Below are 20,149 nucleotides of genomic sequence, written 5' to 3' on the forward strand. Positions count from 1 at the left end.
GCGGCCGGCTTCGCGGTCGTTCGGCGTGCTCGCGGCGCGGCCTGGGGCTTGCGGCCTGCCGCCTGCCGCCGAACTTACTTGCGGTCGACGATCACGCGGTCGAACGTGCCGCCGTCGGCGAAGTGGGTCTTCTGCGCATTCGCCCAGCTGCCGAAAACCTGCTCGACGCTGAACGTCTTCAGCGGCTTGAACTCGGCCGCATGCTTCTTCAGCACGGTCGCGTCGCGCGGGCGCAGATGGTGCTGCGCGATGATCTCCTGCGCCTGCGGCGTGTACAGGTAGTCGAGATACGCCTGCGCGACCTTGCGCGTGCCCTTCTTGTCGACGACCTTGTCGACGACGGCGACGGGCGGCTCCGCGAGGATGCTCGCCGACGGATACACGGCGTCGAATTCCGCTCCCGACGCGCCGGTGTCCATCAGCGCGACTTCGTTCTCGAACGTGACGAGCACGTCGCCGATGCCGCGCTGCGTGAAGGTCGTCGTCGCGCCGCGGCCGCCCGAGTCCAGCACCGGCACGTTGCGGAAGATCGCCTTCTCGAAGTCGAGCGCCTGCTGGTCGGTCGCGCCTTTCTGCTTCTGGTAGCCCCACGCGGCGAGGTACGCGTAGCGGCCGTTGCCCGACGTCTTCGGGTTCGCGATGATCACCTGCACGCCCGGCTTCGCGAGATCGCTCCAGTCCTTGATCGCCTTCGGATTGCCCTTGCGCACGAGGAACACCATCGTCGTCGAGTACGGCGAGCTGCCGTCGGGGAAGCGCGCGCGCCAATCCTTCGGCAGCAGCTGGCCGCGCTCGGCGAGCAGGTCGATGTCGTTCGGCTGGTTCATCGTCACGACGTCGGCCTGCAGCCCCTGCAACACCGACAGCGCCTGCGCGCTCGACGCGCCGTGCGACTGCTTGATCGTCACCGTTTCACCCGTCTGCTGCTTGTAGGCGGCGGCGAAGCTCGTGTTGATGTCCTTGTACAGCTCGCGCGTCACGTCGTACGACACGTTCAGGATCGACGTGTCCGCATGCGCGGCCGTGGCCGCCACGACCAGCGCCGCCGCGGCGCCCGTGTGCAGCCAGCGGCCGATCCCCTTGATGCTTGCCATCGTGATATGCCCCGTTTCCAGTGGTGGTGGATATGCGTGACGGCACGCGTACGCGCTGTCATCGAAACGTAAGCGGGCATTTTAACGGCCGGGCGCGACGCACTTTCCAATCTGTCGTGGAAAGCAAATCTCGAATTCTGCTAAGTAGGGGCGCGTCGCTCGCGTACGCGCCGGATCCGGTGTTAAGATCGCCGTTCAGCCCCTTTCACGGTTCATCCATGTCCGTTGCCCCGCGTTCGCCGTCGATCCTTGCCGCCATCGCGGCAGGCGCGCGCGCGGCCGGGCTGAAACTGAAAAAACGACACCTCGACTGACGGGGGCGTCGCGTCCCGTCAGGCGAATGCCGGACGGGATGCCCGCAGGTCGTTTCTTTCTCCTTGCTCGCACGCCTCGCTCCGGCACCCCGCCGGCGGAACGGTTCCTTCCCACTCCGTTTCCACCATGAGGCTTTGCATGTACACACGTTTCGAAGGTATCTGGCTGCCGCTCGTCACGCCGTTCCACGACGGCGAGGTCGACCACGGCGCGCTCGCGCGGCTCGCGCGTCACTATGCGGCGGTGGGCGTCGCCGGGTTCGTCGCGGGCGCGACGACCGGTGAAGGCGTGCTGCTCGACGCGCGCGAACAGGACGCCGTGTTCGCGACGCTGCGCGATGCGGTGCCCGACCTGCCGATCGTCGTCGGCCTCACCGCGAGCGCGACGCACTTCGCAGCCGCCCGCGCACGCGAACTCGCCGCGCTGCGGCCCGACGGGCTGCTCGTCACGCCGCCCGTCTACGTTCGGCCGACGCAAGACGGGATCCGCCGCCACATTGAGGCGATCGTCGAGGCGGCCGACCTGCCGGTCCTCGTCTACAACATCCCGTATCGCACCGGCGTGAACGTCGAACTGGAGACGCTGCAGGCGCTCGCGCGCGATCCGCGCGTCGCGGGCATCAAGGAATGCGGCGGGACGCTCGAACGGATGAGCCGTCTCGTGCACGAGACGCCGCTCGCAATTCTCTCCGGCGACGACAACCAGAACTTCGCCGCGCTGTGTGCCGGCGCGCATGGCGCGATCGCCAGCAGCGCGCACGTGCTGCCCGAATGGCACGTGCGCATCCACGCGCTCCTGCGCGACGGCCGGCTCGCCGACGCGCGACGGCTGTCGGTCGCGCTGCAGCCGCTCGTCGCGGCGCTGTTCGCCGAGCCGAATCCGGCGCCGGTGAAGGCGGTGCTGGCTGCGCAGGGGTGGTGCGAGGACGGGCTGCGGTTGCCGTTCGTGCCGGCGAGCGCGGGGTTGCGGGAGAGGCTCGGCAAGCTGTGCGCGGCGCTGGAGGCGTCGGCGCAGACGGTCGCGGCAGCGTAGGATTTCGCTTCGAAAACTGTTTCAGACCGTCAGAATCCGCGACGCGCCATACTGCGCAAGATGGCCGTCGGCGGTGATGAGCAGCATCGGTTCGGACCAGGCCTGCGCGACCAGCAAGCGGTCGAACGGATCGCGATGGTAGTGGGGCAGATAGCGCACGGCCGCGCCGTGCGCGGCCCGAACCGGCAGCTCCCGATATCGGCTCATCGCAATCGCTTCGACCATCCGGTCCACATCCACGTCCAGCTTTCCCGTCCCGGCCTTGATCGCGACTTCCCAGATGCTCGCGCTGCTGATGAACACCTCGTCGGCTTCGGCAATCAGATTGCGCGCGCGAGCGCTCAATTTCGGATCATTGGCCCACATCCAGAGAAAGATGTGCGTATCGAATAGCAGCCGCATCACTTTCCTTCGAACGCATCCAGCAAATCATCGGGAAGCGGTGCGTCGAAGTCGTCCGCGATCCATATCTGCCCCTCGAGGAGCCCGTAATGATGAATCGGCTTGAGCGGCACGAGCCGGACCGACTGCTTGCCGTCCTGCATGATCACGACGCGTTCGCCGGCGATCGCGGCATCGAGAAGCCGCTGAAGATCGAGCGCGGCTTCCGGGACAGTGGCAACTTGCATGATGGCCTCCGTTGAGTGATCCACCATTGTCACGACATTCGCCCCGTCCCTCCAATAGGCCGAACGCCCAGCCGGGCGCAGGCGCGTCGATCGCCATCACGCCGCCAGCGCCCCCGCGTCCCCTCGCGTCGCGTCCCGCACCGCCTGCGTGACGATCCGCGCGAGCCGCTCGACGGTCGGCGTCGCCGACGACGTCCGCCGCAGCAGCATCAGCGGCAGGCCCGGCAGTGCCGGCAGCCCGGACGACGCCGCGTCGAGCACACGCACCGACGCGGGCAGCCCGTAGTGCGAGCGCACGGTCAGCCCGAGGCCGGCCGCCGCCGCCGCCCACAGCCCGGCCAGGCTCGGCGTCGTGAACGCGACGCGCCACGGCACGCCCGCACGGTCGAGCGCATCGGTCGCCGCGCCGAAGAAGCGGCACGGCCGGTCGAACACGACGAGCGGCAACGGCTCGCCCGATGCGTGCATCGCACGCAGACGCGCGGCGCCGTCGTCGACCGCATCCGCCGGTCCGTCGGCGTCCGGCACGCCGAAACCGCTCGCGCCACCCGCGATCCACTGCATCGGCACCTGCGCGATCGCGTCGCTGTCGATGCCCGCGCGCGACACCAGCGCCGCCGACGCCGGGTCGCCCCACACGAGCGCGAGATCGAGCTGGTTCGCGTCGAGCCGCTCGAGCAACTCGGCATTGCGTGCGACGCGCGCCTCGATCCTCACCTTCGGGTGCGCACGCGCGAAACGCCCGAGCACGTCGGGCAGGATCGCTTCGCCGAAGTCCTCCTGAAGGCCGACCCGCACCCAGCCGTCGAGATTCACGCCGCGCACGGCCGCGGCCGCTTCGTCGTTCAGTTCGATCATCCGCCGCGCATAGCGCAGCATCGCGTCGCCGGCGTCGGTCAGCGCGAGCCCGCGGCCGGCCTTCACGAACAGCGGCGTGCCGGCCTGTTCCTCGAGCTTGCGGATCTGCGCGCTCACCGCCGACGACGAACGCGCGACGCGATCGGCGGCCTTCGCGAAGCTGCCGAGATCCACACCCGCGACCAGGCTGCGCAGCGCCGCGACGTCGAAGTTCGGCCGGGCCAGCGTGGCGTCGGGTGCCACGAGCGACACCTCGCCGTGGGCAGGGTCTTGTCCGGACATCTCAATCATCCCGTTTTATCGAACGATTCATCAAAAACTTTCCGATTTTCAGGATGAATGTAGGCCGCCACACTGGCGATGTCAATTTCCACACGGGCCCTGTCGCCATGGATACCTCCTGCCTAGCATCCCCGTCCTCGTCCTTGCCAGCGCGCGACGCGCGCGGCCCGGCCCATCGCTGGCGCGTGCTCGCGGCCGGCGTCGCCGCGAACATGAGCTTTTCCGCCGCCGCGGCGGGCATTCCGACCACCGCCGTGTGGATGCGCTCGGCCTATCACCTCGACAACGGCGCGCTGGGCCTCGTGCTCGGCGCGCTCGGCTTCGGCGTCGCACTGTCCGAACTGCCGTGGGGGATCGCCGCCGACCGCTTCGGCGATCGTCGCGTACTGCTCACCGGCCTCGTCGCGACCGCCGCGATGCTGGCGCTGATGGTGGCCACGATCGTCCCGGCCACGCACGCGGTGCCGCCGCTCATGCGCGTCGTCGCTGCGATGTGCTGCGTCGGCCTGCTCGGCGGCAGCGTGAACGGCTCGAGCGGACGCGCGGTGATGCGCTGGTTCGGCGAGCGCGAACGCGGGCTCGCGATGAGCATCCGCCAGACGGCCGTGCCGCTCGGCGGCGGCGTCGGCGCGGCGCTGCTGCCGTCGCTCGCGTCGCGTGCGGGCTTCGCCGCGGTGTACGGCGCGCTGATGCTGCTGTGTGCCGGATCGGCCGCGCTCACGTGGCGCTGGCTGCACGAACCGCCCGACGCGGCGGCCACCGCGCCCGCCGACGCGAACCGCGCCGTCGGGCACCAATCGCCGGCCGCGCCCGCGCGCAGTCCGCTCGCGAGCGGCCGCGTCTGGCGCATCGTGCTCGGCATCGGCGCGCTGTGTGCACCGCAGTTCGCGGTACTCACGTTCGCGACCGTGTTCCTGCACGATTTCGGCCGGCTCGGCCTCGCCGGCATCAGCGCGGCGATGGTCGCGCTGCAGTTGGGCGCGATGGTGATGCGCGTGTGGAGCGGCCGCCATACCGACCGGCACGGCAACCGGCGTGCGTACCTGCGCGGGTCGGTCTGCGTCGCGTCCGGATCGTTCGCGCTGCTCGCGGCCGCGACCGCCGGCAGCCCGCACGTGCCGCTCGCCGCGATCGTCGCGATCCTCGTGTTCGCCGGCATCTGCGTGTCGGCCTGGCACGGTGTCGCGTACACCGAACTCGCGACGCTCGCGGGCGCGAACCACGCAGGCACCGCCCTCGGGATGGCGAACACGGTCGTCTATCTCGGGCTGTTCGCGACGCCGCTCGCGATTCCGCCGCTGCTCGCCGTCAGCTCGTGGAGCGTGGTGTGGCTCGCGACCGCGCTGATCGCGGCGGCAACGTACCCGTTGTTTGCCCGCTAGCCAGCAAGCGGGCGCCAGCGGCGACGCCCGTCCTGCCGACCGCATGGCGCGGCATTCAGAACTTGTACACGGCCGACAGCATCGCCGAGCGGCCGTCGCCGAACTCGACGGCCGACGATTGCGATGCGTTTCCCGCCACCTGCCGCACACGTTCGACATAGGCGCGATCGAACAGGTTGTCGACGTTCAGCTGGAAGCGCAGCCTGCGGCTCACGTCGTACGACGCCATCAGGTTGTGCACCCAGTACGCGCCGAGCTTGCCGTCGCCTTGCGACGTCACGTTGCGCCGGCCGACGAAGTGCGAACCGTAGCCGACCGTCCAGCCGGCCGGCAACCGATAGGTCGTCCACAGGTTGAACGCGTGCCGCGGCGTGTTGCCGAGCGCCTGTCCGTCGCGGCGCGGCGTGGCCGGTGAACTGAGCGTGACGCTCGCGAGATACGTGTAGTTGGCGAACACGTCCCACTGCGGCGTCACCTTGCCGGCGGCCCCGAGCTCGATGCCGCGAACGCGCTGCCGGCCCACGAGCGCGTAGCTGCCGTCGGCCATGCGTTCGCGTGCGTTGTTCTTTTCGGTCTGGAACAGCGCGCCGTTCAGCGCGACGCCCGCGAGCCCCTCCCATTTCGCGCCGAGCTCCAAACTCTCGTTCGTCTCGGGCGCGAGCGCTGCGGTCGCCGCGCTCACGCCGGAGCCGGAGGTCGCGAGAAATTCGGCGGACGGGTTGAACGACGTGCCGTACGCGAAATACGCGCGACCGTTGTCGGTCGGCTTGAACACGAGCCCCGCGCGCGTGCTCAGGTGACGGTCGGAACTGTCCGCGCGCTCGGCGGGCTTGCCGGCCGCGGCCCCTTCCGCCCAGTCGTCGATCCAGTCGTGCCGCAGCCCGACGTCGATGTCCCAGTAGCGGCCGACCGAGATCGTGTCGAACGCGTACAGCGCCTTCACGACCAGCGCGGTGTCCTGGCGGGCACTGTCCTCGCGCTGCGCCGGGCCGCGCCACACGCCGGGCGGCGCCGCGAGCGCAAAGCCGTCGGCCGGGTAGAACCGGTTGAGCCCGTACGAATAGGTCGTGCGGCCGTACGTTTCGCGCGAGATCTCGAAGCCCGTGACGAGCGTATGCCCGACGCCGAACGTCGTGAACGTGCTCGTCACGTTCGTCTGGTTCGCCCACATCGCGGTCGACGCGTCGCGGCCGTAGCCTTGCGGCCCGGCCGGCTTGTAACGCCCGGGCGGCAGCCCTTCCAGGCTCACGCGCGCTCCCGAAATCACCGTATCGCGATTCAGGTGCGCGTAGCGGCTCAGGTTCTGCACCTTCAGGCCGGACGACACGTCGTGCTCGGCCTTCACGGTGACGGCATCCGCAGCGATCCGTTCGCGATCCAGATTGCGCCAGCCGAAATAGCGGTCGCGCGACATGCCCGCCAGCACCTGGCCGTTGTGCGCAGGCAGCCCGTAGTCGGGCAGGTTGTTGTCGTACTGGTGAAAATAGCCGAGCGTGACGCGCGTCGGCGTGCCGAGGCCAAACGCGAGCGACGGCGCGACGCCCCAGCGGCGCTTGCGGATGTCGTTGCGGCCCGGCACGTCGTTCACATGCGCCATCGCGTTCAGGCGGAACGCGGCCCGGCCTTCGGTGCCGGGCACCGGCCGGTTCGCATCGAGCGTCACGCGGCGGTAGCCGGACGTACCGAGCATCGTGCCGGCCTCCGTGAGCGCGCCGGCTTTCGGCGTCTTGCTGATCAGGTTCACCGAGCCGCCCGTCGTGCCCGCGCCGCCGAATACCGAGTTCGGCCCCTTGATCACCTCGACCGCCTCGATGTTGAACAGGTCGCTGCGATTGTTCTGCGCACTGTCGCGCAACCCGTCGAGCTGCAGGTTCGCGTTCGCGCCGAAGCCGCGGATATTGAACATGTCGCCCGACCCGCCGCCGCCTTCTCCCGCGTTGAACGTGATGCCCGCGACGTTCGACAGCGCGTCGCGCAGGCTCAGCGCCTGCTGTTCGTCGAGCACCGCGCGTGGCACGACGGTGATCGTCTGCGGCACGTCGAGCAGCGGCGTCGCGTATTTGGCGGAACCCGACCGGTCGACGCGCGTACCGGCGTCGCGATTGCCGTGGACGAAGATCGGGCTCAGGTGCGGCGCGTGGCGCGGCTCGTCCTCTTCCGCGCACGCAGGCGCGGCGGCACAGGTCACCATCGCGAACGCAACGGACGCGGTCGCGCGACGCGGCGGCGTCGCGCTCGACAGAATGCAACGACTCATGTTCACTCCACCCCATTAACGAGAATGGTTCTCATTCAATAGGAATGGAGTCGACGTGGCAATTGGACACGTACGAACTTCGGGATCCGAATTAATCGTCGAACGACGCGGGCATGGCGCAGGCCAGCATGACACAGTGTGGCGTCTCGATCATTCGCACGAAGCGTGCGACAGCTGGCTGCGTGCGGTCTTCGCGTTCAGGAGGCCGCCGACGCTGTACACGCCACCGATGCGCGGCACCGTGAAATGGCAGCCGTTCGTCACACGCGGGCGGCGCAGCACGCCCCACGGCGCCCGCGCATTCGTCAGGCCGCCTCGCGCGCCAGCGCGCGCCGCGCGGCCGGCCGCTCGGCCTCGCGCTGCGCGTGGGCTGTCCACGCCGCATGCTGCGTCATGTCGAGTCCGATCGCGACACCCCAGCGATACAGCACCAACAGGAACGGATCGACGATCGAATGCGCACCCGGTTCAGCCCACGTTCGGCCATCGGCGAGCGTGGCCTCGATCGAAGCGTTCGCGGCTTCGATCGTGCCGCGCCCGTGTGCGCTGACCGCGCCGTGCAGCGCCGGATCGCCGATGAAGCGGCCCGGCCGCCACAACGCGCCGTAGCCGACGCCGTGCACCCAGCCGACCAGCCAGGCGAGCCATTCATGACACCGCGCCTCGCGCAGCGGTTCGCCGAGCGGCAGCAATTGCGCGTCCGGATAGCGGTGCGCGAGATACGTGAGGATCGCAGGCGTTTCGGTCAGCACGCTCGGCTCGCCCGGAATCGCGAGCACGGGCACGCGCGCCTTCGCGTTGATCGCCAGATAGGGCGCCTCGAGGTTCTGCTGCTTCTGCACCGAGACGATCTCGACGTCGAACGGCGCGCCGGTTTCCTCCAGCGCGATATGAGCGGCGAGCGAGCAGGCGCCCGGCGAAAGATAGAGACGATATGCGTTCATGGTGTGTGGCCCGACGGCGCTGTGGAAGACGGAACCGAGTGTAGGAACGCATCCCGATGCTCGGCAAACGAAGAATTGTCGTGCTTGAGCATTAGTGTTACTAATACCCGCATGCGACGCATCCACCTCCCCCCGCTCCAGACGCTGCGTGCGTTCGAAGCCGCCGTGCGGCTGCAGAGCTTCACGCGCGCGGCCGATGCGCTTGCGCTCACGCAAGGCGCCGTCAGCCAGCACATCCGCGCGCTCGAGGCGCAGCTCGGCTACCCGCTCTTCACGCGCGAACGCAACGGCGCAACGCCAACGCATGCCGCGCATGCGCTCGCGCTACAGGTGCGCCAGGGCCTGAGCGTGCTCGAACGCGCGTTCGAGCCGGCGCTCGCCGTACGCAGCCGCCCGCGTACCTGCGACGTGACGCTGAACGTCAGCGTGCTGCCAAGTGTCGCCGAGCGCTGGCTCGCACCACGCCTGCCGCGCTTCACGGCCGCGCATCCGCACATCGCGATCGCGCTGCACCCGGACGTGGCGCTCGCGCCGCTGCGCAAGCGCGACCGCATCGACGTCGCGCTGCGCTACGGGCCCGGCAGCTGGCCGGGCGTCGTCGCCGAAAAGCTGATGAACGAGACGATCTTCCCGGTCGCGAGCCCCGCGTACCGCAATCGCGACGGCATCGCGCCGCGCGTGCCGGCCGATCTCGTGCGCGCGACGTTGCTGCGCCATCCCGCGCAGCCATGGGAACCGTGGCTCCAGGCTGCGCGGCTCGACCTCACCGAATCCGCTCGCGCGCCGCGTTTCACCGATGCGAATGCGCTGATCGACGCGACGCTGAAAGGGCGCGGCGTCGCACTCGCGCGCCGCTCGCTGATCGAGCCCGAGCTCGCGGACGGCACGCTCGTGCGCGTATCGACGGTGCGCGTGACCGACGTGTATGCGCACTACGTCGTATGGCGCCCCGGCCATCCGCAGGAAGCGGCGATCCGCACGTGGCTCGACTGGCTGCGCAGCGAAGCGCGGCGCAGAACGCCGCGCCGCTGACGCTGCGGCTGACGCTCACGCGCGCGTCGGCATCGCCACCTTGTCGAGCGTGATCGGCAGATCGCGCACGCGCACGCCCGTTGCGTGATAGATCGCATTCGCGATCGCCGCCGGCACGCCCGTGATCCCTATTTCGCCGATGCCGCGGATGCCGAGCGGGTTGAAATGCGTGTCGTGCTCGTCGACGAAGCTCACGTCGAGATCGCCGATATCCGCATTCACGGGTACGTGATATTCGGCGAGGTTCGCATTCGTGAAGCGGCCATGCCGCACGTCGAGGAACGAGCCTTCCTCGAGCGCGGTGCCGAGCCCCCACACCATCCCGCCGATCAGCTGGCTGCGTGCGGTCTTCGCATTCAGCAGGCTGCCGACGCTGTACACGCCGACGATGCGCGGCACCCGGATCGTGCCGAGTTCGGCATCGACGTGTACTTCGGCGAACACCGCGCCGAACGAATGAGATGCATAGCGCGACTTCTCGTCACCCGGCTTCGCGGTCGCCTGCGCTTCGAGCGGCCGTCCGCCCGCCCGCGCGATCACCGCGGCGGCCGGATCGCGCCGCGACGTTTCGCCGCGATGCACGAGCCAGCCGTCGTCGACCGTCACGTCGTCCGCCGCGACGCCGTGCAGCGGCGAGCCCCGATCGGCGACCGCCAGCGCGATCAGCATCGCGCGCGCCCGCAGCGCGGCGTCGCGCACGGCCGGCGCGACGCTCGCCGCCGATTGCGAGCCGCCCGACACCGGCGCGCGCGGCAGGCTCGAATCGCCGAGCACGAAGCGCACGTTCTGCAGCGCGAAGCCGAGCGCATCGGCGGCGACCTGCGTCATGACCGTGTAGGTGCCGGTGCCGATGTCCTGCGTGCCCGACGCGACTTCGGCCGTGCCGTCCGGCAGGATGCGCGCACGCGCAGACGCCTCGCTGCGATTCGCCGGGTACGTCGCGGCGGCCATCCCGAGACCGACCAGCGTGTCGCCGTCGCGCATCGTGCGCGGCCCGCCGGTGCGCCGCGACCAGCCGAAGCGTTGCGCGCCGGCCTGGTAGCACTCGCGCAGCTTGTTGCTCGACCACGGCTTCCCGTCCTCCGGATCGACTTCCGCGTAATTCGCGAGCCGCAGCGCGACCGGATCCATGCCGAGCCGCCACGCGAGCTCGTCCATCGCCGATTCCAGCGCGAACGAACCGGACGCCTCGCCGGGCGCGCGCATGAACGTCGGCGTGCCGACGTTCAGCGACACGATCCGGTGCGTGGTCGCCTGGTTCGGCACCGCATACATGATCCGCGACGGCATCCCGCACATCTCCGTCCAGTCCTCGAACGTCGACGTGGTGACGATCGAGTCGTGGCGCAGCGCGGTCAGCGTGCCGTCGGCGCGCGCGGCCAGCACGACGCGCTGCTCGGTGAACGGGCGGCCGCCGACCGGGCCGAACATCTGCGGCCGCGTCAGCGCAAGGCGCACCGGGCGGCCCACCTGTCGCGCGGCCATCGCGCACAACGACACGTGCGACCACGACGATCCCTTGCAGCCGAAGCCGCCGCCGAGGAACGGCGAGATCACGCGCACCTGCTCCGGCGCGATGCCGAACACCGCGGCCACCGCCGTGCTGGCGCCCGACACGCCCTGCGTCGCGTCGTGCAGCGTAAGCGTCGGGCCGTCCCAGTGCGCCATCGTCGCGTGCGGCTCGAGCGGGTTGTGATGCTGCATCGGCGTCGTGTAGGTGGCGTCGATGCGCACCGCGCCCTCGCGCAGGCCTGCATCGACGTCGCCGCGCTGCGTGTCCATCGCGCGCCCCTGCTGCTTCGGCGGCACGCGCGCGCCGCGCTTCGCGCGCGCGAAATCGAGCGTGGCATCGCTCGCGCGATAGCGCACCTGCACCGCATTCGCGGCGTCGGTCGCCTGCTCGAGCGTTTCGGCGACGACGACCGCGACAGGTTCGTTGCTGTAGCGCACCGTGTCGTCCTGCAACAGCGTGAGCCGGCGCCCGGCCGGCGGCGACAGCGGCGTGCGGCCGCCGTTGGGCAACCGCATCGCGTTCTCGTGCGTCATCACGAACAGCACGCCGGGCATCGCGCGTGCGCGTGCCGCGTCAATCGATTCGATGCGCCCCGATGCGATCGTGCTCGTCACGAGCACCGCGTGCGCGAGGCGCGTATCGGCGAATTCGGCCGCATAGCGCGCGCCGCCCGTCACTTTGAGTACGCCGTCGACACGGTCGAGCGGCTGTCCGGTCACCGTGTTCATGCCGCATCTCCCGTCGTGCCAGCGGCCGCATGCACCGCACGGACGATCGCGCGCTGCGCGAGCGCGACCTTGAATCGATTGCCGTCGAGCGGCCGCGCGTCGCGCAACGCGAGCGCAGCCGCCTCGCGCAGCGCCGCATCGGTTGGCGCGCGGCCGACGAGATGCCGTTCCGCGGCCGTCGCACGCAGCGGCTTGTGCGCCACGCCGCCGAGCGCGATGCGCGCCTCCGTCACCTGCGCACCGTCCAGCCGCAACGCGGCGGCCACCGCGACCAGCGCGAACGCGTAACTCGCGCGGTCGCGCACCTTCAGGTAGTGCGCATGGTCCGCAAAGCGCGGCGGCGGCAGATCCACCGACGTAATCAGTTCGCCCGGTTCGAGCGTCGTGTCGAGGTCGGGCCGATCGCCGGGCAACCGGTGAAACGACGCGAACGGAATCTGCCGCGCGCCGCGTGGGCCGCTCACCTGTACGACCGCGTCGAGCGCCGCGAGCGCGACGCTCATGTCCGACGGGTTCACCGCGACGCACTGCTGGCTGGCGCCGAGAATCGCGTGCATCCGGTTGTGCCCGCCGATCGCCGCGCAGCCGCTGCCCGGCTCGCGCTTGTTGCATTGCGCGAACGCGGGATCGTAGAAATACGGGCAGCGCGTGCGCTGCATCAGGTTGCCGCCGACGGTCGCCATGTTGCGCAATTGCGCGGACGCGCCGGCGAGCAGCGCCTGCGACAGCAGCGGATAGTCCGCGCGGATACGCGGATGAGCGGCCGCATCGCTGTTGCGCATGAGCGCACCGATTCGCAGTCCGCCATCCGGCAACGCGTCGACCGTATCGAGGCCCGCGATACGCGTGATGTCGATGAGCGTGACGGGCCGCGCGACGCCGCCCTTCATCAGGTCCAGCAGGTTCGTGCCGCCGCCGATGAAGGCCGCGCCCGGCCGCTGCGCCGCCCGCACGGCGCCCGCGACGTCGGTTGCCCGTTCGTAGGAGATCGCTTCCATGGCCGGGTCCTCCCGCGCTAGCCGTTCGCCGCGTGCGCGGCGCGCACGGCGGCGACGATGTTCGGGTACGCACCGCAGCGGCACAGATTGCCGCTCATGCGCTCGCGGATCTCGTCGTCCGACAGTTGTGCGGGCCGGCGTCGCACGTCGTCGGTGACGGCGCTCGCCGCGCCCGCCGAAAACTCGTCGAGCAGCGCGGTCGCAGAACACAGCTGGCCGGGCGTGCAGTAGCCGCACTGGAATGCATCGTGATCGACGAACGCACGCTGCATCGGGCTCAGCACGCCGCCGCGCGCGAGCCCCTCGACGGTCGTGATCCGCTCGCCTTCGTGCATCACCGCGAGCGTCAGGCACGCGTTGATGCGCCGCCCGTCGACGAGCACCGTGCACGCGCCGCATTGCCCGCGGTCGCAGCCCTTCTTCGTGCCGGTGAGGCCCGCGTATTCGCGCAGCGCGTCGAGCAGCGTGACGCGCGGTTCGAGCTGCAGCGTGTATTCGCGCCCGTTGATGTCGAGCCGCACGGGCTGCGCCGGGACCATATCGCGATGTGTCGCCGCAGGCGTGAATGTCGTGTGCGGCTGCTGCGGATGAACGTGCGATGCGGCGCCGACGGTCGCGGCCGCCGCCGATTGCAGAAAGCGGCGCCGTGCGGCGCTGGAGGGCGTATCGTGCGGTAACGGCGGCGACGCCGCATGGCCGGCCGCGAGCGGCGACGGGGCAGCATCGCTCGCGGGCTCGGTGGACGGGGGGATGGGTCGATCGCTTGACATGGCTTCTGCTCGCTCCCTGGTTGATGGATGCGGATACGCCGCCCGTGCCCGGTTGGCCGCGCGGGACAGCGCGTGCATCGGCGCTGCGAGCAATTCCGGTGCCGCAAGCCGACACGGGTCTTCGCCTGCGCCGGGCAGATTGCGTTCATGCGTTGCGAACGGACCGCACGCAGGTATCGGTTACCGCTCCTGTCACGTGCGTGCCGCTACGCTGGCGCGTGGCTGACCGTCGGCTGTCGATGCGGTAAAAAACACGCATTCGGCAGTGGCGCGGGCGACACATCGACCGACGCTGGCCAAAGGCGTCCGCAACGCCGTGCACGACACGTCGCATCGCGTGCATGGTTCGTCGCGTTGCACGCGCGTGTAAATGCGCGCGGCCACTACATCCGCCATGAAAATTCGGCGGGTCGACCCGGCTCCGCCGCCGTGAAAGCATACGGTCAGCATCACGAAAGCCGTTCGCGATCACGCGCCGGTCGCAAACGATTCACCGAATCGTCGCATCGCACGGGCATACTCGAAAACGTTTCCCGATCCGCCTGCCAGGAGAGAAGTGATGCGTCGTGTTGCCCTCGTCGTCGTTCTATGTGCCGCCGCATTCGCCGCCGCCTGCAGCGACGACGCGCCGCACGACGCGCACGCGACCGACGCCTCGCAACAGGCCGGCGCATCGTCCGGCGCCGCGAGCGCGTTCAACAGCGGCTCGGGCGCGAAAGCCGCCGCGTCCGATGCCGCGCCGCTCGCGCCGCCCGTCGTCCACTACCCGCCCGACGATGACGACGACGCGAAGCCCGCGACGAACGCGGGCGCGTCCGCCATCGCCGCGTCGTCGCCGCACTGATCCCGCCGTTCCTGTTGGTGTCCCCAGTCCCCGATCGCAGAACCGAGGTGAAATAACATGACGTCATCCAGCCGCCGCCGTTTCCTGCATACCGTCGCACAGTCGGCGGGCGCGGCCGTCGCGCTCAACGCGTTCCCCGAATCGATCCGCCGCGCGCTCGCGATTCCGGCCGCGCGCGGCACCGGCACGATCCGCGATGTCCAGCACATCGTCGTGTTCATGCAGGAGAACCGCTCGTTCGACCATTACTTCGGACACCTGCGCGGCGTGCGCGGCTACAACGACCGCTTCCCGATTCCGCTGCCGAACGGCAAGCCGGTGTGGTACCAGCCGTCGAAGGAAGACCCGGCGAAGCCCGTGCTGCCGTTCCGGCTCGACACGAAGACGACCAGCGCGCAGTGCCTGGGCGCGCTCGACCACTCGTGGGCGAAGACCCACGCGGCGATCGACGGCGGCCGCTACGACCAGTGGCCCGCGAACAAGACCGACATGACGATGGGCTATCACGTGCGCGAGGACATCCCGTTCCATTACGCGCTCGCCGATGCGTTCACCGTGTGCGACAACTACTTCTGCTCGCTGCCGGGGCCGACGCATCCGAACCGTTCGTACCTGATGACGGGCACGGTCGACCCGACCGGCAAGTTCGGCGGCCCGTTGCTCGACAACGCCGACTACGTCGACGGCGACCTGCCGCCCGCGTACCAGCTGCTGTCGTGGACGACCTTCCCCGAACGGCTCGAGGCGCGCGGCGTGTCGTGGCAGATCTACCAGCAGGGGCTCACGTGGGCCGATCCGTACAACGGCAACTACGGCACGAACATCCTGCAGAACTTCACGAACTTCATCAACGCGAAGCCGGGCTCGTCGCTGTACCAGCGCGCGCAGACGGTGCGCACGCTCGACAACCTGAAGGACGACGTGATCAACGACCGGCTGCCGCAGGTGTCGTGGCTGCTGCCGCCCGCCGTGTTCTCCGAGCATCCGAAATACACGCCGGCGTACGGCGCGAACTACACGTCGCAGATCCTCGACGCGCTGACGTCGAACCCGGACGTGTGGGCGAAGACGGTGCTGTTCATCATGTACGACGAAAACGACGGCTTCTTCGATCACGTCGTGCCGCCGCAGCCGCCGACCTCGGCCGCGCAGGGCGCATCGACCGTGACCACCGACGGCGAGCTGCATACGGTCGTGAATCCCGGCCGCGGCGGCAGCTACACGGCCGACGGGCTGCCGTACGGCCTCGGGCCGCGCGTGCCGATGACGGTCGTGTCGCCGTGGTCGAAGGGCGGCTTCGTGTGCTCACAGGTATTCGACCACACGTCGGTGATCCGCTTCATCGGCGAGCGCTTCGGCGTCGACGAGCCGAACATCACGCCGTGGCGCCGGACCGTCTGCGGCGATCTGACCGCCGCGTTCGACTTCCGCTCGTCCGACGCGACGTTCCCGACGCTGCCCGATACGAGCCAGTACCGCTCGATCGCCGACCAGCAATGCACGTCGCAACCCGCGCCGAGCGTGCCCGCGACGCCGTCGCCGATCGACCCGCAGGAACCCGGCGTGCGCCCGGCGCGCGCGCTGCCGTACGAACTGCACGTGAACGCGAGCCTCTACGGCGGCAACACGCTGCGCATCGAGTTCGCGAACCGCGGCAACCAGGGCGCGCACTTCCAGGTGTACGCGACCAACCGCACCGACGGCCCGTGGCGCTACACGGTCGGCGCGCGCCGCGTGCTGCACGCGGACTTCGACGTGACGGAGACGAACGGCGCGTATGCGTTCTCGGTGTACGGGCCGAACGGCTTCGTGCGGATGTTCGCGGGCAACGTGTCGGCCGCGACGGCGCGCCGGCGCAACCAGGCGCAGCCGGAGGTGAAAGCCGGCTACGACATCGCGAACGGCAACCTGTACCTGAAGCTGCGCAACCACGGCAGCGGTCACGTGACGCTGACGCTGACCGACAACGCGTACGGCACGCCCGCGCGCCAGGTGACCCTGCACGGCGGCGACGAACGCGTCGAGCAATGGGCGCTCGCGTCGAGCCACCACTGGTATGACGTGACGGTGAGCGACGGCGTGAACGGCACGTTCTCGCGCCGCTTCGCGGGCCACGTCGAGAACGGCCGGTCGAGCTACTCGGATCCGGCCGCGGTGCGCCCGGTCTCCGCGCCGTAAGCGCGGCGGCACGACGGCGCGCGGCGTCGGCCGCGCGGCGCGTGCCGTCGAATCTCAGATCGCGTGCGCGAGCGCGCGCTCGACGGGCGCGACGTCGAAGCCGTCGTCCGCGTCGCGAAAGCGCAGCGGCGCCGCGCAGTGCACCAGCGTGTCGATGAAGTACTTCGCGCGCGGCCACGGCCCGAAGCCGGCCGCGGTGTTGATGTGCCCCGCGTCGCCGAGGTTCACGAATGCGCTGCCGAGCCGCTGCGCGAGCGTGCGCGCATCGGCGAGCGGCATCCACGGGTCGGTTTCGCTGCCGATCACGATCGACGGCACCGCGAGCCGGCGCGCGTCGAACGGCCCCGCGAACGTGAATTTCTTCGGACTGGCGGGCGCGACGAGCAGCACGCCCGCGACGTCGGCCTCCTGCGGCCATTGCGCGAGCGCATGCGCGGCCGCGAGGCAGCCGAAGCTGTGCGCGGCCAGCACGAACGGGCCGCGCTCGCGTTCGAGCAGCACGCGCACGGACTGCGCCCAGCGCGCGAGATCGGGGGCGTCCCAGTCGGCCTGCTCGACCCGCAGCGCACGCGGGAACTGCCGCTCCAGCCAGGTCTGCCAGTGGGCGCCTTCGCTGCCGTGCAGGCCCGGAACGGTCACGAGCCGCGGCGGCCACGCCGATTTGCTGCATGCGCGCATGATTGCCCTCGCTTGCTTTGCTTGGAGACGAGGTTCGATTGTGGCGTGGCGTGCGCGGCGGCCGAACCAATATTTTGTGCTTTGCTTTTGCGCGGGACGGTAGCCGGGCGACCGCCGGCGCGGGCCTCGCGGTGCGGGCCGGCGGCCTCGCGGCGGCGCAATGCGCCGCGAAACCGTAGAATGTGGGCTTCCCGCTTGCCTTGCATCGGATCGAACCGGGCTCCCCGCGCCGGTTCCGATCGACAGGAGACGCCCGATGTCCGCTACGCCCGCCGGCGCGCTGCGCCCGTTCCATCTCGCCTTCCCCGTGTCGAGCCTCGCCGGCGCGCGCGCGTTCTACGGCGGCCTGCTCGGCTGCCCCGAGGGCCGCAGCTCGGAACACTGGGTCGACTTCGACTTCTTCGGCCATCAGCTCGTCGCGCACCTCGCGCCGGACGAAACCGGCAAAAGCGCGGTGAACCCGGTCGACGGCGACGACGTGCCCGTGCGCCATTTCGGCGTCGTGCTGTCGATGGACGAATGGCATGCGCTCGCCGACAAACTGAAGGCCGCGCATACGCGCTTCGTGATCGAGCCGCATATCCGCTTCAAGGGCGAGGTCGGCGAGCAGGCGACGATGTTCTTCCTCGATCCGTGCGGCAACGCGCTCGAGTTCAAGGCGTTCGCCGACATCGGCCAGCTGTTCGCGAAGTAAGCGCATGAAGATCCTGTTCTACTCGCCGCACCAGGAAGCCGGCGCCTGGCACGACGCGATCGCGCAGGCGCTGCCCGAGGCCGAGCTGCGCGCGTGGCAGCCGGGCGACACGGCTGCCGCCGACTACGCGCTCGTGTGGCGCGCGCCGCGCGAGCTGTTCGCGCCGCGCGACGGCCTGCGCGCGATCTTCAACCTCGGCGCGGGCGTCGATGCGCTGCTCGCGCTCGATCGCGCGCATCCCGGCACGCTGCCGCGCGACGTGCCGCTGGTGCGCCTCGAGGATTCGGGCATGGCGCGGCAGATGATCGAATACGTGACGCACGCGGTGCTGCGCTACCTGCGCCGCTTCGACGAATACGACGCGTTGCAGCGCGAGCGCCGCTGGCAGGTGCTGGAGCCGCATCCGCGCGCGAGCTTCACCGTCGCGGTGCTCGGCCTCGGCGTGCTCGGCGCGCAGGTCGCGCAGGCGCTCGCCGCGCTCGGCCTGCCGGTGCGCGGCTACAGCCGTAGCCCGAAACGGCTCGACGGCGTCGCGACCTTCGCGGGCGACGACGCGTTCGACGCGTGCGTCGACGGCGCGAAGGTGCTCGTCAACCTGCTGCCGAGCACGCACGATACCGACGGGATCCTGTCGGCGCGGACCTTCGCGAAGCTGGCGCCGGGCGCATACCTGGTGAACGTCGCACGCGGCGCGCATCTCGTCGAAGCCGACCTGCTCGACGCGCTCGCGAGCGGCCAGGTCGCCGCCGCGACGCTCGACGTGTTCCAGCACGAGCCGCTGCCGGTCGACCACCCGTTCTGGCACGCGCCGCGCATCACGATCACGCCGCACAGCTCGGCCGAGACGCTGCGCGACGAAGCCGTCGAGCAGATCGCCGGCAAGATCCGCGCGCTCGAGCGCGGCGAGCGCGTCGGCGGCATCGTCGACTACGCGCGCGGCTACTGAATTCCACCTATACGAGACCGGAGACAACCATGACGTTCCCCACCGCCGTCAAGATCGTCGAAGTCGGCCCGCGCGACGGGCTGCAGAACGAAAAGACCTTCGTACCGACCGACGTGAAGATCGCGCTCGTCGACCGGCTGTCGCGCGCCGGCTTCCGCAATATCGAGGCCGCATCGTTCGTGTCGCCGAAATGGGTGCCGCAGATGGCCGACGGCGCCGACGTGATGGCCGGCATCGAGCGCCGCCCGGGCACCGTGTATTCGGTGCTCACGCCGAACCTGAAAGGCTTCGAGAACGCGCTCGCCGCACGCGCCGACGAAGTGGTGATCTTCGGCGCGGCGAGCGAGGCATTCTCGCAGCGCAACATCAACTGCAGCATCGCGGAGAGCATCGCGCGCTTCGAGCCGGTCGCGAAGGCCGCGAAGGATGCCGGCCTGCGGCTGCGCGGCAGCGTGTCGTGCACGCTCGGCTGCCCGTACCAGGGCGAGGTGCCGGTCGCGTCGGTCGTCGACGTCGTCGAACGCTTCGCCGCGCTCGGCTGCGACGAGATCGACATCGCCGACACCATCGGCGTCGGCACGCCGAAGCGCACGCGCGAAGTGCTGTCGGCCGTCACGCGCGTGTTCCCGCGCGAACGGCTGTCGGGCCACTTCCACGACACCTACGGCCAGGCGCTCGCGAACATCTACGCGGCGCTGCTCGAGGGGATCGAGATCTTCCACGCGTCGGTCGCCGGCCTCGGCGGCTGCCCGTACGCGAAGGGCGCGACCGGCAACGTCGCGACCGAGGACGTGCTGTACCTGATGCAGGGCCTCGGCATCGACACCGGCATCGATCTCGCGCAGGTGGTCGCCGCCGGCGACTTCATCTCGAACGCGATCGGCCGCGCGAACGTGTCGCGCGCCGGTCGCGCGCTGCTCGCCAAGGCGCAGAGCGCGGCCGACGCGCCGAGCTGCGCGTGACCCCGACACTCAC

The 20,149-nt window shown here is 70.0% G+C and carries 18 protein-coding genes; 8 read left to right on the top strand and 10 right to left on the bottom strand.

Translation table 11 applies throughout. From position 1 onward, the window contains the following. Nucleotides 1–74 precede the first annotated feature (74 nt). Complete coding sequence (locus tag DIE12_RS29495) at nucleotides 75–1,094, bottom strand: sulfate ABC transporter substrate-binding protein (protein ID WP_044846167.1); 1,020 nt, start codon at nucleotides 1,092–1,094, stop codon at nucleotides 75–77. Nucleotides 1,095–1,547: 453 nt separating this feature from the next. Here DIE12_RS29495 and dapA point away from each other — a divergent pair, with 453 nt between their 5' ends. Beyond that, nucleotides 1,548–2,441: a 4-hydroxy-tetrahydrodipicolinate synthase gene (dapA, locus tag DIE12_RS29505; protein WP_124520640.1), complete on the top strand. Its 894-nt coding sequence runs from the start codon at nucleotides 1,548–1,550 to the stop codon at nucleotides 2,439–2,441. Between the two features lie 21 nt (nucleotides 2,442–2,462). On the opposite strand, the gene DIE12_RS29510 is transcribed toward dapA, so the two are convergent. From DIE12_RS29510 to DIE12_RS29520, 3 genes are all read right to left on the bottom strand, one after another. Then, the gene (locus DIE12_RS29510; protein ID WP_014895868.1) at nucleotides 2,463–2,843 is read right to left on the bottom strand and encodes a type II toxin-antitoxin system VapC family toxin; all 381 of its coding nucleotides are present in this window, start codon (nucleotides 2,841–2,843) and stop codon (nucleotides 2,463–2,465) included. Further along, complete coding sequence (locus DIE12_RS29515) at nucleotides 2,843–3,070, bottom strand: type II toxin-antitoxin system Phd/YefM family antitoxin (RefSeq protein WP_124486598.1); 228 nt, start codon at nucleotides 3,068–3,070, stop codon at nucleotides 2,843–2,845. The genes DIE12_RS29510 and DIE12_RS29515 overlap by 1 nt, the downstream gene beginning before the upstream one ends. A 96-nt stretch (nucleotides 3,071–3,166) precedes the next feature. Further along, a complete protein-coding gene (locus DIE12_RS29520) occupies nucleotides 3,167–4,210 on the bottom strand; it encodes a LysR substrate-binding domain-containing protein (RefSeq protein WP_124520639.1) in 1,044 nt (347 codons plus the stop codon). A 107-nt stretch (nucleotides 4,211–4,317) separates the two neighbouring features. Between DIE12_RS29520 and DIE12_RS29525 the strand changes: the two genes are divergently transcribed. Next, entirely contained in the window at nucleotides 4,318–5,592 is a 1,275-nt protein-coding gene (locus tag DIE12_RS29525) for an MFS transporter (protein ID WP_124520637.1), read from the top strand. Nucleotides 5,593–5,647: 55 nt separating this feature from the next. On the opposite strand, the gene DIE12_RS29530 is transcribed toward DIE12_RS29525, so the two are convergent. Further along, nucleotides 5,648–7,849, bottom strand: a complete 2,202-nt coding sequence (locus tag DIE12_RS29530) for a TonB-dependent siderophore receptor (RefSeq protein ID WP_124520635.1) — start codon at nucleotides 7,847–7,849, stop codon at nucleotides 5,648–5,650. Between the two features lie 305 nt (nucleotides 7,850–8,154). Beyond that, nucleotides 8,155–8,793 (bottom strand): glutathione S-transferase family protein, encoded by a 639-nt coding sequence (locus tag DIE12_RS29535; protein ID WP_124520634.1) that lies wholly within the window; start codon nucleotides 8,791–8,793, stop codon nucleotides 8,155–8,157. A gap of 111 nt (nucleotides 8,794–8,904) precedes the next feature. Between DIE12_RS29535 and DIE12_RS29540 the strand changes: the two genes are divergently transcribed. Then, nucleotides 8,905–9,825 carry a LysR substrate-binding domain-containing protein gene (locus tag DIE12_RS29540; protein ID WP_124486603.1) on the top strand — a complete coding sequence of 307 codons (921 nt, stop codon included), beginning with the start codon at nucleotides 8,905–8,907 and terminating at the stop codon, nucleotides 9,823–9,825. Between the two features lie 15 nt (nucleotides 9,826–9,840). On the opposite strand, the gene DIE12_RS29545 is transcribed toward DIE12_RS29540, so the two are convergent. The 3 genes from DIE12_RS29545 to DIE12_RS29555 are packed head-to-tail and all read right to left on the bottom strand — an operon-like array spanning nucleotide 9,841 to nucleotide 13,834. Then, nucleotides 9,841–12,066 carry a xanthine dehydrogenase family protein molybdopterin-binding subunit gene (locus tag DIE12_RS29545; protein WP_124523386.1) on the bottom strand — a complete coding sequence of 742 codons (2,226 nt, stop codon included), beginning with the start codon at nucleotides 12,064–12,066 and terminating at the stop codon, nucleotides 9,841–9,843. After that, on the bottom strand, nucleotides 12,063–13,064 hold the full coding sequence (locus DIE12_RS29550; RefSeq protein WP_124520631.1) for a xanthine dehydrogenase family protein subunit M: 1,002 nt from the start codon (nucleotides 13,062–13,064) through the stop codon (nucleotides 12,063–12,065). The genes DIE12_RS29545 and DIE12_RS29550 overlap by 4 nt, the downstream gene beginning before the upstream one ends. A gap of 17 nt (nucleotides 13,065–13,081) precedes the next feature. Beyond that, nucleotides 13,082–13,834: a (2Fe-2S)-binding protein gene (locus tag DIE12_RS29555; protein WP_124520630.1), complete on the bottom strand. Its 753-nt coding sequence runs from the start codon at nucleotides 13,832–13,834 to the stop codon at nucleotides 13,082–13,084. 559 nt (nucleotides 13,835–14,393) lie between these two features. On the opposite strand from DIE12_RS29555, the gene DIE12_RS29560 reads away from it, so the two are divergent. Then, a complete protein-coding gene (locus DIE12_RS29560) occupies nucleotides 14,394–14,678 on the top strand; it encodes a hypothetical protein (RefSeq protein ID WP_124520629.1) in 285 nt (94 codons plus the stop codon). Between the two features lie 57 nt (nucleotides 14,679–14,735). After that, complete coding sequence (locus DIE12_RS29565) at nucleotides 14,736–16,856, top strand: phosphocholine-specific phospholipase C (RefSeq protein ID WP_124520627.1); 2,121 nt, start codon at nucleotides 14,736–14,738, stop codon at nucleotides 16,854–16,856. Between the two features lie 54 nt (nucleotides 16,857–16,910). Here DIE12_RS29565 and DIE12_RS29570 read toward each other — a convergent pair whose 3' ends face one another. After that, nucleotides 16,911–17,534 (bottom strand): alpha/beta hydrolase, encoded by a 624-nt coding sequence (locus DIE12_RS29570; RefSeq protein WP_124486609.1) that lies wholly within the window; start codon nucleotides 17,532–17,534, stop codon nucleotides 16,911–16,913. Nucleotides 17,535–17,790: 256 nt separating this feature from the next. On the opposite strand from DIE12_RS29570, the gene DIE12_RS29575 reads away from it, so the two are divergent. The 3 genes from DIE12_RS29575 to DIE12_RS29585 are packed head-to-tail and all read left to right on the top strand — an operon-like array spanning nucleotide 17,791 to nucleotide 20,136. Next, on the top strand, nucleotides 17,791–18,228 hold the full coding sequence (locus DIE12_RS29575) for a VOC family protein (protein WP_044846155.1): 438 nt from the start codon (nucleotides 17,791–17,793) through the stop codon (nucleotides 18,226–18,228). A gap of 4 nt (nucleotides 18,229–18,232) precedes the next feature. Further along, nucleotides 18,233–19,174 (top strand): glyoxylate/hydroxypyruvate reductase A, encoded by a 942-nt coding sequence (locus DIE12_RS29580; RefSeq protein ID WP_124520625.1) that lies wholly within the window; start codon nucleotides 18,233–18,235, stop codon nucleotides 19,172–19,174. 29 nt (nucleotides 19,175–19,203) lie between these two features. Continuing rightward, a complete protein-coding gene (locus tag DIE12_RS29585) occupies nucleotides 19,204–20,136 on the top strand; it encodes a hydroxymethylglutaryl-CoA lyase (protein ID WP_124486611.1) in 933 nt (310 codons plus the stop codon). Nucleotides 20,137–20,149: the final 13 nt, after the last annotated feature.

It is taken from the genome of Burkholderia sp. Bp9015 (genome assembly GCF_003853505.1).
Classification (GTDB): domain Bacteria; phylum Pseudomonadota; class Gammaproteobacteria; order Burkholderiales; family Burkholderiaceae; genus Burkholderia.

Excerpts from the sequence above, each read along its gene's own strand:
- DIE12_RS29495 (WP_044846167.1), bottom strand. The coding sequence starts at position 1,094 with ATGGCAAGCATCAAGGGGATCGGCCGCTGGCTGCACACGGGCGCCGCG.
- dapA (WP_124520640.1), top strand. The coding sequence starts at position 1,548 with ATGTACACACGTTTCGAAGGTATCTGGCTGCCGCTCGTCACGCCGTTC.
- DIE12_RS29510 (WP_014895868.1), bottom strand. The coding sequence starts at position 2,843 with ATGCGGCTGCTATTCGATACGCACATCTTTCTCTGGATGTGGGCCAAT.
- DIE12_RS29515 (WP_124486598.1), bottom strand. The coding sequence starts at position 3,070 with ATGCAAGTTGCCACTGTCCCGGAAGCCGCGCTCGATCTTCAGCGGCTT.
- DIE12_RS29520 (WP_124520639.1), bottom strand. The coding sequence starts at position 4,210 with ATGTCCGGACAAGACCCTGCCCACGGCGAGGTGTCGCTCGTGGCACCC.
- DIE12_RS29525 (WP_124520637.1), top strand. The coding sequence starts at position 4,318 with ATGGATACCTCCTGCCTAGCATCCCCGTCCTCGTCCTTGCCAGCGCGC.
- DIE12_RS29530 (WP_124520635.1), bottom strand. The coding sequence starts at position 7,849 with ATGAGTCGTTGCATTCTGTCGAGCGCGACGCCGCCGCGTCGCGCGACC.
- DIE12_RS29535 (WP_124520634.1), bottom strand. The coding sequence starts at position 8,793 with ATGAACGCATATCGTCTCTATCTTTCGCCGGGCGCCTGCTCGCTCGCC.
- DIE12_RS29540 (WP_124486603.1), top strand. The coding sequence starts at position 8,905 with ATGCGACGCATCCACCTCCCCCCGCTCCAGACGCTGCGTGCGTTCGAA.
- DIE12_RS29545 (WP_124523386.1), bottom strand. The coding sequence starts at position 12,066 with ATGAACACGGTGACCGGACAGCCGCTCGACCGTGTCGACGGCGTACTC.
- DIE12_RS29550 (WP_124520631.1), bottom strand. The coding sequence starts at position 13,064 with ATGGAAGCGATCTCCTACGAACGGGCAACCGACGTCGCGGGCGCCGTG.
- DIE12_RS29555 (WP_124520630.1), bottom strand. The coding sequence starts at position 13,834 with ATGTCAAGCGATCGACCCATCCCCCCGTCCACCGAGCCCGCGAGCGAT.
- DIE12_RS29560 (WP_124520629.1), top strand. The coding sequence starts at position 14,394 with ATGCGTCGTGTTGCCCTCGTCGTCGTTCTATGTGCCGCCGCATTCGCC.
- DIE12_RS29565 (WP_124520627.1), top strand. The coding sequence starts at position 14,736 with ATGACGTCATCCAGCCGCCGCCGTTTCCTGCATACCGTCGCACAGTCG.
- DIE12_RS29570 (WP_124486609.1), bottom strand. The coding sequence starts at position 17,534 with ATGCGCGCATGCAGCAAATCGGCGTGGCCGCCGCGGCTCGTGACCGTT.
- DIE12_RS29575 (WP_044846155.1), top strand. The coding sequence starts at position 17,791 with ATGTCCGCTACGCCCGCCGGCGCGCTGCGCCCGTTCCATCTCGCCTTC.
- DIE12_RS29580 (WP_124520625.1), top strand. The coding sequence starts at position 18,233 with ATGAAGATCCTGTTCTACTCGCCGCACCAGGAAGCCGGCGCCTGGCAC.
- DIE12_RS29585 (WP_124486611.1), top strand. The coding sequence starts at position 19,204 with ATGACGTTCCCCACCGCCGTCAAGATCGTCGAAGTCGGCCCGCGCGAC.